General features: G+C 59.7%; 13 protein-coding genes. 2 read left to right on the forward strand and 11 right to left on the reverse strand.

What is annotated here, in order from left to right; all coding sequences use genetic code 11:
• Nucleotides 1-116: 116 nt before the first annotated feature.
• From RMV17_RS21365 to RMV17_RS21385, 5 genes are all read right to left on the reverse strand, one after another.
• Nucleotides 117-929, reverse strand: a complete 813-nt coding sequence (locus tag RMV17_RS21365) for an OmpA family protein (protein WP_093435353.1) — start codon at nucleotides 927-929, stop codon at nucleotides 117-119.
• Complete coding sequence (locus RMV17_RS21370) at nucleotides 926-1,282, reverse strand: DUF4398 domain-containing protein (protein ID WP_034155322.1); 357 nt, start codon at nucleotides 1,280-1,282, stop codon at nucleotides 926-928. The genes RMV17_RS21365 and RMV17_RS21370 overlap by 4 nt, the downstream gene beginning before the upstream one ends.
• Before the next feature lie 9 nt (nucleotides 1,283-1,291).
• The gene (locus RMV17_RS21375) at nucleotides 1,292-2,125 is read right to left on the reverse strand and encodes an ABC transporter substrate-binding protein (RefSeq protein WP_034155323.1); all 834 of its coding nucleotides are present in this window, start codon (nucleotides 2,123-2,125) and stop codon (nucleotides 1,292-1,294) included.
• Between the two features lie 80 nt (nucleotides 2,126-2,205).
• Nucleotides 2,206-3,135 carry an electron transfer flavoprotein subunit alpha/FixB family protein gene (locus RMV17_RS21380; protein ID WP_007908340.1) on the reverse strand — a complete coding sequence of 310 codons (930 nt, stop codon included), beginning with the start codon at nucleotides 3,133-3,135 and terminating at the stop codon, nucleotides 2,206-2,208.
• Nucleotides 3,136-3,137: 2 nt separating this feature from the next.
• Complete coding sequence (locus tag RMV17_RS21385; RefSeq protein ID WP_007908338.1) at nucleotides 3,138-3,887, reverse strand: electron transfer flavoprotein subunit beta/FixA family protein; 750 nt, start codon at nucleotides 3,885-3,887, stop codon at nucleotides 3,138-3,140.
• A 550-nt stretch (nucleotides 3,888-4,437) separates the two neighbouring features.
• On the opposite strand from RMV17_RS21385, the gene RMV17_RS21390 reads away from it, so the two are divergent.
• Entirely contained in the window at nucleotides 4,438-6,102 is a 1,665-nt protein-coding gene (locus RMV17_RS21390; protein ID WP_095120550.1) for an electron transfer flavoprotein-ubiquinone oxidoreductase, read from the forward strand.
• Nucleotides 6,103-6,285: 183 nt separating this feature from the next.
• Here the strand turns inward: RMV17_RS21390 and RMV17_RS21395 are convergent, their stop codons facing one another.
• Nucleotides 6,286-7,176 (reverse strand): AraC family transcriptional regulator, encoded by an 891-nt coding sequence (locus tag RMV17_RS21395; protein WP_099756894.1) that lies wholly within the window; start codon nucleotides 7,174-7,176, stop codon nucleotides 6,286-6,288.
• A gap of 192 nt (nucleotides 7,177-7,368) precedes the next feature.
• On the opposite strand from RMV17_RS21395, the gene RMV17_RS21400 reads away from it, so the two are divergent.
• On the forward strand, nucleotides 7,369-8,421 hold the full coding sequence (locus RMV17_RS21400) for an NAD(P)-dependent alcohol dehydrogenase (protein ID WP_311882382.1): 1,053 nt from the start codon (nucleotides 7,369-7,371) through the stop codon (nucleotides 8,419-8,421).
• On the opposite strand, the gene RMV17_RS21405 is transcribed toward RMV17_RS21400, so the two are convergent.
• The 5 genes from RMV17_RS21405 to RMV17_RS21425 form a co-directional block, all read right to left on the reverse strand.
• Complete coding sequence (locus RMV17_RS21405; RefSeq protein WP_311882384.1) at nucleotides 8,418-9,221, reverse strand: IclR family transcriptional regulator; 804 nt, start codon at nucleotides 9,219-9,221, stop codon at nucleotides 8,418-8,420. The two genes, RMV17_RS21400 and RMV17_RS21405, sit on opposite strands and share 4 nt — an antisense overlap.
• A gap of 62 nt (nucleotides 9,222-9,283) precedes the next feature.
• A complete protein-coding gene (locus RMV17_RS21410) occupies nucleotides 9,284-10,594 on the reverse strand; it encodes an MFS transporter (protein WP_034155327.1) in 1,311 nt (436 codons plus the stop codon).
• A 171-nt stretch (nucleotides 10,595-10,765) separates the two neighbouring features.
• Nucleotides 10,766-11,914 (reverse strand): galactonate dehydratase, encoded by a 1,149-nt coding sequence (gene dgoD / locus RMV17_RS21415; RefSeq protein ID WP_311882387.1) that lies wholly within the window; start codon nucleotides 11,912-11,914, stop codon nucleotides 10,766-10,768.
• A 61-nt stretch (nucleotides 11,915-11,975) separates the two neighbouring features.
• A complete protein-coding gene (locus tag RMV17_RS21420) occupies nucleotides 11,976-12,596 on the reverse strand; it encodes a 2-dehydro-3-deoxy-6-phosphogalactonate aldolase (protein ID WP_034155328.1) in 621 nt (206 codons plus the stop codon).
• Between the two features lie 19 nt (nucleotides 12,597-12,615).
• A complete protein-coding gene (locus RMV17_RS21425; protein ID WP_311882389.1) occupies nucleotides 12,616-13,605 on the reverse strand; it encodes a 2-dehydro-3-deoxygalactonokinase in 990 nt (329 codons plus the stop codon).
• Nucleotides 13,606-13,698: the final 93 nt, after the last annotated feature.

A 13,698-nucleotide genomic window follows, 5' to 3' on the forward strand; every position in this document is an offset into this window, starting at 1 on the left:
TTACTCGACCATACAGTGCGGTGTCTGCCCCTGACTGTACTGATTTGCGAGCCATTCGACAGACGTAAAAAAGCCCGGTGCTGCATGACAGCCCGGGCTTTCCAGAGACGCAACCCTTAACGGGCGGCGCCGAGCTGGCCTTTTTCGTCGGAGAAGACAATTTCCACGCGACGGTTCTGTGCCCGCCCGCGCTCGGAAGCGTTAGCGTCCACCGGGTATTCGTCGCCGTAGCCTTCGACCTGAATGCGTTTGTCGTCGATGCCCAGGTCCATCAGCACGTCCGCGACCGATTGTGCGCGGTCACGGGACAGCTTGAGGTTTTCCTGTTTGCCGCCGGTGCTGTCGGTGTAGCCCTCAATGCGCACCACGCGTTTCGGGTTCAGTTGCAGGAACTGCACGATCTTCAGCACCACGCGGTTGGCCGAGTTTTTCAGCTCCGCTTCACCGGTGTCGAACAGCACATCGCCCAGGGTCATCACCAGACCTCGGTCGGTCTGCGTGGTCGCCAGTGCAACGATCTGTTCTTCCAGCCATTTACCCTGCTGCTGCACGCTGAGCAACTTGGATTCACGCAGGGCCAGTTGCAAGCGCTGGCGGTCCAGTTCGAGCTTGGCCGCGCGCTCTTCGTTGAGCACTTGATTGGTGTGCTCGCGGGCGATCTCGCTGTAGCGCTGGCTCAGGTAGGCGTAATGCACCACGTCGGAACCGCTGCCCCAATAGGTCGACAGGCGATCGGCACGGGCCAGCGACTCACCAGCGCGGATCACGTCTTTCGGCGCGATGCGCAGCACGTTGGAGTCTTCCTTGACCTTCTGGAAGTCGGCGCTGGCTTCTTGCAGCGCGGATTCGCTGTGTTGACCGGCGCAGCCGTACAGGCTGACACACCCGGCGAGGATCAGGCCGCCGACAACTTTCGACTTGAGGCTCATTGGGCATCTCCCAGTTGCTTGCGCAGACGGACGATGCGGGTGTTAAGCACATTCACCTGTTCTTCACTTTTTTGCGTCAGCACTTTGGCTTCGGCCAGACGCGCATCCAGTTCGGCCTGTTCGGCGCGCATCCGCGCATTGCGGTAGGACTCGTCCGCCATGTTGCCTTTGGCGCGGTTGTACTTGGTTTCGGCCAGTTTCATTTCCGGCACTTCGTCGGCGGTGGCGCCAACAGCTTTGGCCTGGGTGATGGCTTGCTCGGTCAGGCGCATTTGTTCATTGGGTGCCGGATCGGTTGCGCAACCGGCCAGAGCCAGAACGGCCACAGCCGCGAAAAGAGGTCGAATACTCACTAAGAATCCCTACTGTTTTGGGGCACTGACAGGTTGTTGCGGCTGTTGCTGCTGCGCCTTCCAGCGCTCGATATTGCGTTGCAGCGCGGCTTCCGTCAGTCCGGACGCGGGCAATTCTGTCATCTTTTTGGCTAGCTGTCCGCGCAACCACGGATCGTTGCAGGCCGAGTTATGCGAAACCGCGAGGAACAGGCCCGGGCGGTCGATGGGTTGCTCGAACGCCAGCAGGTCATTGGCCATGCCCAATGCCTGCGCGGCGGCCATGCCTGAGTAACGACCGGCGAGTACATATTCCACTTCGCCGAGGAGCAATTTCTGCAGGGCCTGGGTGAGGTTGGCTGTCTTGGTCAGGGTCAGATTCTGCTCGGCGAAAGTGCCAAATGCCTGGGTGATTCGAGACTTTTCCGACAGCGCACCCGTGTGGCCGTGCAGGTCTTTGGCTTCGCCGTAGACCAGCGTCGAGCCTTTGCGTGTCCACACCAGATAGTCGTTTTCCAGCAATGGCGGATAGATGTAGTCGAGGTTTTCCAGCTCAGTAAATGTCAACGGCGCGTCGGCGAGCATGTCCATGCGCCCGCTGCGTACTTCGTCGAGGGCTTGCGAGCGTTTGCCGGCGTAGAGCAACTCGACTTTGATGCCGAGATCCTTGGCCACTTGCTGCAACAGGTCGGCGCTGGCGCCGATCAACTGTTTGGGATTCTGCGGGTCCTGCCACAGATACGGCGGTGCATCCGGGCTACCGGTGACGACGAGGCGCTCGCATTTGCCAGCGGCCATGGCCAAACCTGGCAGCAGGGCCAATCCCAGCAATACCGAGTAACGCAATCCGCAGCGCAGATCCATGGCAAAACGCTCCCACTCAAATCCGAGACAAAAAAAAGCCCGACCAAAAGGTCGGGCTCTTTATAAGTGAAGCCGCTGGATTAGACCAGCTTCTCCAACTCAGGGACGGCTTCGAACAGATCCGCCACGAGACCGTAATCGGCCACCTGGAAGATCGGCGCTTCTTCGTCCTTGTTGATCGCAACGATCACTTTGGAGTCTTTCATACCGGCCAAATGCTGGATCGCGCCGGAGATACCGACGGCGATGTACAGCTGTGGCGCAACGATCTTGCCGGTCTGACCGACCTGCATGTCGTTCGGTACGAAACCTGCGTCGACCGCAGCACGCGAAGCACCGACAGCAGCGCCCAGCTTGTCGGCCAGAGCGTACAGGTGTTTGAAGTTGTCGCCGTTCTGCATGCCGCGGCCGCCGGAAACGACGATCTTGGCAGCGGTCAGCTCTGGACGATCGGACTTGGCCAGTTCTTCGCCAACGAAGCTCGAAGTGCCCGCGTCGTGTGCAGCGCCGACTGCTTCGACAGCAGCCGAACCACCTTCAGCAGCCACCGGGTCGAAACCGGTGGCACGCACGGTGATCACTTTGATTGCAGCGGTGGACTGTACGGTAGCGATGGCGTTACCGGCGTAGATCGGACGCTTGAACGTGTCAGCGCTTTCGACCGAGATAATTTCGGAGATCTGGTCAACGTCCAGCTGAGCGGCAACGCGCGGCAGGATATTTTTGCCGTTGGAGGTAGCGGCAGCCAGGATGTGGCTGTAGCCAGCGCCCAGCTCTGCAACCAATGGCGCAACGTTTTCCGGCAGCTGATGCGCGTAAGCGGCATTGTCAGCGTTGAGGACTTTGCTCACGCCTGCGATTTTCGCAGCGGCTTCAGCCACGGCGCCAGCGCCTTGACCTGCAACCAGAACGTGGATGTCGCCGCCGATTTTGGCAGCAGCAGCCACGGTGTTCAGTGTGGCCGGGGCCAGCACTTTGTTGTCGTGTTCAGCGATTACCAAGATAGTCATTTTTAGATTACCTTCGCTTCGTTTTTCAGTTTCTCGACCAGTTCAGCCACCGACTTGACCTTGATGCCTGCGCTGCGTGCAGCCGGCGCTTCAACTTTCAGGGTCTTGTTGGTGGAGGCGGTGGAAACGCCCAAAGCGTCCGGAGTCAGCACTTCGAGAGGCTTCTTCTTGGCTTTCATGATGTTTGGCAGGGACGCATAACGCGGCTCGTTCAAGCGCAGGTCAGTGGTGACGATTGCCGGCAGTTTCAGCGAAACAGTCTGCGCGCCGCCGTCGATTTCGCGAGTTACGGCAACGCTGTCGCCCGAGACTTCGACTTTCGAGGCGAACGTGCCCTGACCGTAGCCGCTCAGTGCAGCGAGCATCTGGCCGGTCTGGTTGTTGTCGCTGTCGATGGCCTGTTTGCCAAGGATCACCAGCTGCGGCTGTTCCTTGTCGACCACAGCTTTGAGCAGCTTGGCCACGGCGAGCGAGGTCAGATCTTCAGCGGATTCGACGAGGATGGCACGGTCGGCACCCAGAGCCAGTGCGGTACGCAGCTGCTCCTGAGCGGTGGTCGGGCCGATGGAGACGACGACGATTTCAGTCGCAACACCTTTCTCTTTCAGGCGTACGGCTTCTTCCACTGCGATTTCGCAGAACGGGTTCATCGACATCTTGACGTTGGCGAGATCGACGCCGGAATTGTCCGCCTTGACGCGAACCTTGACGTTGTAATCCACAACGCGTTTGACAGCTACAAGAACCTTCATGGATTCCTCGTTACTCTCCGGTGAAAAGAAAGTCGCCTAGGCGAACCTGGCGGTTGATGCTCATCAGGCTAAAAGGGCACCTCTAAAAACGCCGACTCGGGTGTCTGGTGGCTGCACAGTGCAAAGACCTGCGACCGTTCGTCAGGGGTGACCGACGAGTCATTGATCTTCACGCTGTGTAAACTGCGCGCCGGACTGCGCTGCGCATCACCTTCTACTGCCTGTGCCCTGTCTTTAGACGTGCTCTTGAAACCGCCAGTCTGCCTACGACGAGCGCAAAACCGCCCGTATCTTGACCGGAACGCCTATTCCGGTCAATACAGCAAAATGACCATTCATAAGCCGCGCTTCTTTGATTTCTCTGGGCTGGAGCCGATTCAAACAAACGTTTGTATTGGACGCTAGGAGTGGTGTAGATATAATGCGCCGCCTAGAGAGAAAGGTCAGTTCTCCAATATTCCCCTTGACGTTAACGTAAAGGAATAGCGGATGCGACATCAAACCTCCAAATTAGAAAAAAAACTGTTGAGCCTTGAGTAGGAGATAGCCTGTGGAACGCGAATACATGGAATTCGACGTGGTCATCGTCGGTGCCGGCCCCGCTGGCCTGTCCGCCGCCTGCCGTCTGAAGCAGAAGGCCGCCGAAGCCGGTAAGGAAATCAGCGTCTGCGTGGTCGAAAAAGGCTCCGAAGTCGGCGCACACATCCTCTCCGGTGCCGTGTTCGAACCACGCGCTCTGAACGAACTGTTCCCGGACTGGAAAGAACTTGGCGCCCCGCTGAACACGCCAGTCACCCGCGACGATATTTTCGTGCTGAAAAACGCCGAAAACGCGCAAAAAATTCCAGACTTCTTTGTGCCCAAGACCATGCACAACGAAGGCAACTACATCATCTCCCTCGGCAACCTGTGCCGCTGGCTCGCCCAGCAGGCCGAGAACCTTGGCGTAGAAATCTACCCGGGGTTCGCTGCTCAGGAAGCGCTGATCGACGAGCAAGGCGTGGTGCGCGGGATCATCACCGGTGATCTGGGCGTCGACCGCGAAGGCAACCCGAAAGAAGGCCTGTACACCCCGGGCATGGAACTGCGCGGCAAATACACGCTGTTCGCCGAAGGCTGCCGTGGCCACATCGGCAAGCAACTGATCAAGCGCTACAACCTCGACAGCGATGCCGACGCCCAGCACTACGGCATCGGCCTGAAAGAAATCTGGGAGATCGACCCGGCCAAACATCAGCCAGGCTTGGTGGTGCACACCGCTGGTTGGCCGCTGGACATCATGGGCACCGAAAACACCGGTGGCTCGTTCCTCTATCACCTGGAAAACAACCAGGTGGTGGTTGGTCTGATCGTTGACCTTTCCTACAGCAACACCTACCTGTCACCGTTCGACGAGTTCCAGCGCCTCAAGCATCACCCGGTGCTGGCGCAGTACCTGGAAGGCGGCAAGCGCATCAGCTACGGCGCGCGTGCGATCTGCAAAGGTGGCCTGAACTCGCTGCCGAAAATGGTCTTCAAGGGCGGCGCGCTGATCGGTTGCGACCTCGGCACCCTGAACTTCGCCAAGATCAAGGGCAGCCACACTGCGATGAAGTCCGGCATGCTCGCCGCTGAGTCAGTGGCTGATGCGCTGTTCGCAGAAAAGGACGGCACCGAAGAGCTGACCACTTACGTCGATGCGTTCAAGAAGAGCTGGCTCTACGACGAACTGTTCGCCAGCCGCAACTTCGGCCCGGCGATCCACAAGTTCGGCGCCATCGTCGGCGGCGGTTTCAACTGGCTGGACCAGAACATCTTCGCCGGCAAACTGCCATTCACCCTGCACGACACCAAGCCGGACTACGCCTGCCTCAAGCTCGCGGCCGACTGCAAGAAGATCGACTATCCGAAGCCGGACGGCAAACTCAGCTTCGACAAGCTCAGCTCGGTGTTCATCTCCGGTACCAACCACGAAGAAGAACAGCCTTGCCACCTGAAGCTGACCGACCCGAGCATCCCGATCAGCAAGAACCTGCCGCTGTACGACGAACCGGCGCAGCGCTACTGCCCGGCCGGCGTCTACGAAGTGATCACCAAGGAAGACGGCGAGAAACGCTTCCAGATCAACGCCCAGAACTGCGTGCACTGCAAGACCTGTGACATCAAGGACCCTTCGCAGAACATCACCTGGGTCACGCCGGAAGGCGCTGGCGGCCCGACTTATCCGAACATGTAAGTCGAACCGCTGAACAACAAGGCTCCCGAAATGGGGGCCTTTTTGTTGCCCAAAATACTTCTAACACCACAAAAACCTGTGGGAGCTGGCTTGCCAGCGATGGGGCCGTGTCAAACGACATCATGGCAAATTGAACCACCGCTATCGCTGGCAAGCCAGCTCCCACAGGGATTGTGAAAATCCTCAGGCAGCGCGTTCGTCCCCCGGACTACGCTCAAAGTAGCGCTTATATTCGCGACTGAACTGCGAAGTACTCTGGTACCCCACCCGATGCGCGACCTGCGCCACACCCAGCCCTTCCGCCACCAACAGCGTCTGCGCCTTCAACAACCGCAGACGCTTCAGATACTGCACCGGCGACAACAACGTGCTGCGTTTGAAATGCTCATGAAAGGTCGACACGCTCATGTTCGCGCAACCGGCCAGGGTCTCGACATTCAACGGCTCGGTGTAATGCGCATGCAGATGACTGATCGACGCCGCCACCCGCGCGAACTGCCCCTGTTGTTCCACCAGCGCCCGCAACACATCCGCCTGCGGCCCGCGCAATGCAACGAACAACAACTCGCGCACCCGCGCCGGCCCGAGAATCTGGCATTCCAGCGGATCGTGCAGGCAACTGAGCAAACGCTCGACGCATCCGCGCATGGCATCGTCGAGTACCACTGAGGTCATCGACTCCGGCGTCTGCGCCGGAATATGCCGGCCCGGCGCCAGCCCCATCGCCAACACCAGTTCACCGAGCAACACCCGATCAATCGCCACCGACACTCCGAGCAATGGCGCATCCGGCAAGGCAAACGTCTCGCACTCGAATGGCACCGGCAGCGCCTGAATCAGATAATGCCCGGCGCCGTACTCCATGGTGCGCGGTCCGAGAAACGCCAGTTTGCTGCCTTGGGCGATGATCATCAGGCTCGGCTCATAAATATGCGGGCCACGGGCGACGTCGCAACTGGCGCGCAACACCTGCACGCCGGGCAGCCCGGTCTGACTGTAACCATCGCGCAACGCCAACGGTTCGATCAGCGAAACCAGCCGCGCATTGGCATCAAGATGACGGGTCAATTGCATCGAATTGCTCTTCACAAAAAATCACGGAAATAAGGGATGAAAGCATCATCGCAGATCCTTTTGCCAATGCGACCGATCAAACCCGCATGCCGGAGGATTAGGCATGAGACCCGGAGGAATCGTCATGGCCGGACCGACAGTCGACGCCCAGAATGCGCCGCCTCACCTGTTCCTGCTTTTGCGAGGTTTCACATGTACACCGCCATCGGTTATGCCGCCCAATCGGCCACCACCCCCCTCGCCCCGATGAAGTTCGAACGTCGCAGCCCGCGCGCCGACGACGTTGCCATCGAGATTCTCTACTGTGGCGTCTGCCACTCCGACATCCACCAGGCGCGCAACGAATGGGGCATTGCCGTTTACCCGTTGATGCCCGGCCACGAGATCGTCGGAAAAGTCACCGCGATCGGTGCGAATGTCACCCAACACAAAGTAGGCGATCTGGTCGGGGTTGGCTGCATGGTCGACTCGTGCCGCACTTGCGAAGCGTGCCAGTCGAACCTTGAGCAATATTGCCTCGAAGGCCCGACCATGACCTACGCCACCCCGGATCGGGTCGATGGCAGCAACACCATGGGCGGTTATTCGGACAGCATCGTCGTCAGCGAACACTTCGTCGTGCGCATCCCGGAAAAACTGGCACTCGCCAGCGCCGCGCCGATCCTCTGCGCCGGCATCACCACCTACTCGCCGCTCAAGCACTACGGCGTCAAGGCTGGCGACAAGGTCGGGATTCTCGGCATGGGTGGTCTGGGCCACATGGGCATCAAGTTCGCCAAGGCCATGGGCGCTGAAGTCACGCTGTTCACCCGCTCGGCGAGCAAGGCAGAAGAAGGTCGTCGTCAAGGCGCCGATCACGTGATCGTTTCCACCGACGCCGAGCAGATGAAAGCCGCTGCCGGTTACTTCGACTTCCTGCTCGACACCATTCCGGTGCAGCACGATCTCAACCCGTACCTCGACACCCTGCGTTTTGACGGTGTGCACATTCTGGTCGGCCTGATCGAACCGATTGATCCGCCGGTACACGCTGGCAAACTGGTGATGAGCCGTCGCGTGCTGGCCGGTTCGTTGATCGGCGGCATCGCTGAGACCCAGGAAGTGCTGGATTTCTGCGCCGAGCACAACATCACCTGCGACATCGAGATGCTCGACATCCGCCAGATCAACGAAGCTTACGCCCGGATGATTGCCGGTGACGTGAAGTACCGTTTCGTGATCGACATGGCAACGCTCAAGGTTTAAACCTTCAGGCCTAGCTCTGCCGACAGCCGGGCTGTGACCCCTTTGATCAGGGGAATCAGCTCGGCCATTTTTTCCAGCGGCATATACGGCACGGTGCTGGCGATACTGATCGCCGCCACGATGCCCTTGCTCGCATCGCGAATCGGCGCCGCCACGCAGCGGATCGACGGTTCGTTGTCCTCCAGATCGAAGGCGTAGCCACCGGCAACGTACTCGGTCATGCGCTGCTCAAGCTGTTCCCACGACTGCTGGGGATGCTGCGGCCAGAACTGACTTTTCCCACCGGCCGGCAAGCTGATGTCGTACAGCCGCTGCCAATCCTGCGGCGAGTCATCGAGCATCAGCGCCTTGCCAATCCCGGTGCGCGCCAACGGCATGCGATGGCCGACCCGCGAACGCATTTCCGGACCATTGCGTCCCGGGTTCTTCAGCAGATACAGCACCTCGTCGCCTTCACGAATGCCCAAATGCACGGTGTCGCCGGTCAACGCCGACAACTCGTCCAGATACGGCCCGGCCAAGGTCACCAGCGGCAACTCTTCGCGGGCCTGAAAACCCAGTTCGATCAACTTCGGCCCGAGCAGATAACCGACTTGCGGCACCACGCGCAGGTAGCGCTCATCAACCAGACAACTGGCCAGACGATGGGTGGTGCTGCGCGTGGTGCCGATCAGCCGGGCAATCTCCTTGAGATCGCGGGCGCCACTGGCCACCGCTTGCACCACACCCAAGCCACGCAACAGCGTCTGCGTGCCGGTGGGCGCGGCGTCCTTGGTTTTTTCCGGGGCGTCTTCCTGCATATCCAGCCTTTTACCGTTTGAGCGAGGGAACGGGCGGCATTATGGTCGCCCGACGCAGACCACTACAACTCGATACGCTCGACCTTGCCGACCAGCAGCACGTAGGACAAAGCACCAATCAATGCGAGAACCGCGATATAGGTGATCGCCGGCGCGAACGAATCGCCGCTGGCAAGGAAGCCAATCACGATCGGTGTAGCAATCGCCGACAGGTTGCCGATGAAGTTGAACACTCCGCCGGTCAACCCCAACAACCGCGCTGGCGCCAGCGTCGACACCAGCGACCAGGTGATCGACGCCAGACCGTTACCGAAAAATGCCAACGCCAGAAAGGCAATCACCAGCGGCGTCGACTCAACGAAATTGGCGCCGATGATCGAGGTGGAAATCAGCAGCCCGCCGATGATCGGCAACTTGCGCGCAAAACCCACAGTACAACCGCGTCGGATCAGGAAATCGGAAAAGAACCCTGAACACAGCACGCCAATAAACGCGGCGAGAAACGGCAGCGACGCCAACAGGCCGGACTTGATGAAGTCCATGCCGCGATACTTCACCAGATAAGTCGGGAACCACGTGAGGAAAAACCACAGCGTCGAGTTCAGGCAGAACTGGCCGAGGTAGATGCCCCATAACTTGCGCTTGGTCAGGACGATGCCGAGATCGGTCCAGCTGAATTTGGCTTTGACCTTGGCGGACTCTTGCTGAATATCGACCAGACCACCGCCCTCGCGGATCAGGTCGATTTCAGCTTCGTTGGCGCCTTTGAAATCCCGCGGCTCGCGATACACCGCGTACCAGATCGCCGCCCAAATGATGCCTACCGCGCCTGTGGCGACGAAGACCATGTGCCAGCCGAATTCGTGTTGCAGCCAGGCCAGCACCGGGGTCAGGAATGCCAGGCCGACGAACTGCCCTGAGGTGTAGAAACCGATCGCCGTGGCGCGCTCACGTTCGGGAAACCACGTCGTGACCACGCGGCTGTTGATCGGATACGCCGGCGCTTCCAGCGCGCCGACCGCCATGCGCAGCACGAACAGCGCAATGAAACTGGCCGCGAAACCAAGCATCACCGTGGCCAGCGACCACAGCAGCAACGCCACGCTGTAAAGAATCCGCGGCGGCACGCGATCGACCAGCCAGCCGCCGGGGATCTGCATGGCGGCGTAGGTCCAGCCGAATGCGGAGAAAATCAGGCCGACGTGAATCGGATCAATGCCCAGCTCACTGGTCAGCGCCGGCGCGGCAATCGACAGGTTGCTGCGGTCGAGGTAGTTGATGACCACGGTGATAAACAGCAACACCATGATGAAGAACCGCTTGCGGCTGGGCGTGACTAAAGACGCCTGCCCGGTGAGGGTTTGCGGTTGCATGGGGAGAGCCTCTTTTTATGTTTATTGAGGTCGGCCTGAGGCCTTGCACAAATCCCTGTAGGAGTGAGCCTGCTCGCGATAGCGTCTTGTCTGTAACATCAATGCTGGATGTCATATCGAATCGCGAGCAGGCTCACTCCTACATTTGAACTGTGGTGAATCAGAAGGGAATCACCACTCGGCAAAGCTGCCATCGGCGTGGCGCCAGATCGGGTTGCGCCAGCGGTGGCCGACGGCCGCACGTTCGATCACGTATTCCTCGTTGATCTCGATGCCCAACCCCGGCCCGTTCGGAATCTTCACGAAGCCTTTGTCATAATCGAAGACGCGCGGATCCCTGACGTAATCGAGCAAATCGTTGCTCTCGTTGTAATGGATACCGAGGCTTTGCTCCTGGATAAACGCGTTGTAACAAGCCGCGTCCAATTGCAAACACGCCGCCAGCGCAATCGGCCCCAGCGGGCAGTGCAGCGCCAGAGCCACGTCGTAGGCTTCGGCCATGTTGGCGATCTTGCGGGTTTCGGTGATGCCGCCAGCGTGGGAAGCATCCGGCTGGATGATGTCGACGTAGCCTTCGCTCAACACCCGTTTAAAGTCCCAACGCGAGAACAGTCGTTCGCCAAGGGCAATCGGTGTGCTGGTCAGCGGCGCCAGTTCTTTCAACGCTTCGTAGTTTTCGCTGAGCACCGGCTCTTCGATGAACATCAGTTTGTACGGATCAAGTTCCTTCATCAGCACCTTGGCCATCGGCTTGTGCACGCGGCCATGGAAGTCGACGCCGATGCCGACGTTCGGCCCGACGGCATCACGCACAGCGGCAACGTTGGCCAGCGCCAGATCGACTTTTTCGAAGGTGTCGAGAAATTGCAGCTCTTCGGTGCCGTTCATTTTCACCGCAGTGAAACCACGGCTCACCGCCTCTTTCGCCGCACGCGCGGTGTCGGCCGGACGATCGCCGCCAATCCACGAATACACACGAATCTTGTCACGTACCTGACCACCGAGCAGATCACTCACCGACACACCGAGGGCCTTGCCCTTGATGTCCCACAGCGCCTGATCAATACCGGCCAGTGCGCTCATATGAATCGCACCGCCACGGTAGAAGCCGCCGCGATACAGCACGGTCCAGATGTCTTCGATATTGCGTGGGTCTTTGCCGATCAGGTAGTCGGACAATTCTTCAACGGCAGCCGCCACGGTATGCGCGCGCCCTTCAACCACGGGTTCGCCCCAACCGGTTACGCCCTCGTCGGTTTCGACCTTGAGGAAACACCAGCGCGGCGGGACGATGAAGGTGGTGAGTTTGGTGATTTTCATCTCTGCTCTCTTTTTGTAAATGCAGCTCTTATAGATGCAGCGCACGCAGCGCCAGAAAGTCTTAACGAAGCGCCTTCCACGCGGCCACGTAGGCCTTGGCATTCACCGCCACTTGCTCCGGCGTCATGCCCGGTTTGAACAGACCGGAGCCGAGGCCGAAACCTTTCACGCCAGCGTCGATAAACGCCTGCATGTTGTCCGGAGTAATGCCACCGACCGGTGCCAGTACCGTCCCGGCCGGCAACACCGCGAGCCAGGCTTTGACGACCGCCGGGCCCATCTGCTCGGCCGGGAACAACTTGAGAATGTCCGCACCCTCCGCCAACGCCGCGAAGGCTTCGGTTGGCGTCGCAACACCCGGCGACAGAAACAGCCCCGCCGCTTTTGCTGCGCGTAATACCTTGGCGTCGCTGTGCGGCATGACGATCACTTGGCCGCCAGCCTCTTTCACCAACTCGACCTGTTCCGGGGTCAACACCGTACCGGCACCGATCAGGCAATCGGCGGGCAAGGTCTTGCGCAGGATGCGGATACTTTCGTACGGCGAAGGGGAATTGAGCGGTACTTCGATGACGCGAAATCCGGCTGCATACAGGACTTCTCCGACAGCGACAGCTTCCTGCGGATGCAGGCCACGCAGAATCGCGATCAGACCGTTTTGTGCCAGTGCTTGCTTGAGCATGTCAGGCCTCCAGTCAGGGTTAACGGGATGAGGTGTCGATCAGTCCGGCGGCCAGCGCCAGTTGCCACAGACCACGCTCGGTGGCCTGCTCGGCCAGGGTCACGTTGGCGAACCCGCAGGCATCGAGGGCACGGCTATAGCGCGCACAGAGTTGAGCGTTGCCGATGAGGATGATCGAAGGGAGATTCGAGTTGTTGCGACGACGTCGCTGAACCGTGGCGAGCGCCGCCAGTTCATGGCCGATCATCAAGCCGGACAGATAATCCGCCTGCGCCGTCGGGCTGAGTTCGCCGGTCAGGCCCAAGGTACGGGCGCTGAATAAGGTCGACAGCACGCCAAGCTCACCGTCCGCCGATTGCGCAACCTGCACGCCTCGGTCAAACGCCAGAGCATCGAACGTCGCGCCTTGCTTCAGGGTCCGGCCGAGGATGCTGTGTTCACTGAGCACGGCGAACACTTCGCCGGTCATAAACGTGTCGAAGTGAATGATGCAGCCATCGACCACGTCGACCCATTTCGAGTGGCTGCCCGGCAGGCCGATCAACAGATCAGCGCCTGCCTCAATCGGCAAATTCTGCAGCACGCCGAGCACTTGGGTTTCTTCGCCGCGCATCACGTTCGGCAGACGCGAACGTTGGATCACGCCCGGCACGATATGCACAACGGTGCCGCGCAGACTGATCACTGTTTGTAGGGATTTTCCGAGATTGGCGACGTTCGCCGGCGTCTCGCAGTAGGCCGCTTCACGCCAGCCCTGTGCGCTGCCAACCATGCCGCAGGCAATCACCGGCAGATGAGGCTGAGCATCGAGCCAGTCGCCGCACGCCTCGTCGAAGGCCAGTTCGAAACCGTCGGCGCATTCGCGACCGTTGATGACTCGCGGAGTCTTCGGCAGTTGCATGATCCCGGACGACAGCGCGCGCTGCTCCAGCACCACGCCGCCCGCCGCGAGTTTGTAAGCACGTAATGAGGTCGTCCCCCAATCGAGCGCGATCAATTGCGCCAGCATCGCTTCACCTGTTTTGTTTTTGGCAGTGAGTGCGACGGACTATAGACCTCTCAGGCGCTAAATCTCAATATGTAATTTCACATCCCATATTAT

The organism is Pseudomonas sp. VD-NE ins (genome assembly GCF_031882575.1).
In the GTDB taxonomy this organism is placed as follows: domain Bacteria; phylum Pseudomonadota; class Gammaproteobacteria; order Pseudomonadales; family Pseudomonadaceae; genus Aquipseudomonas; species Aquipseudomonas fluorescens_BZ.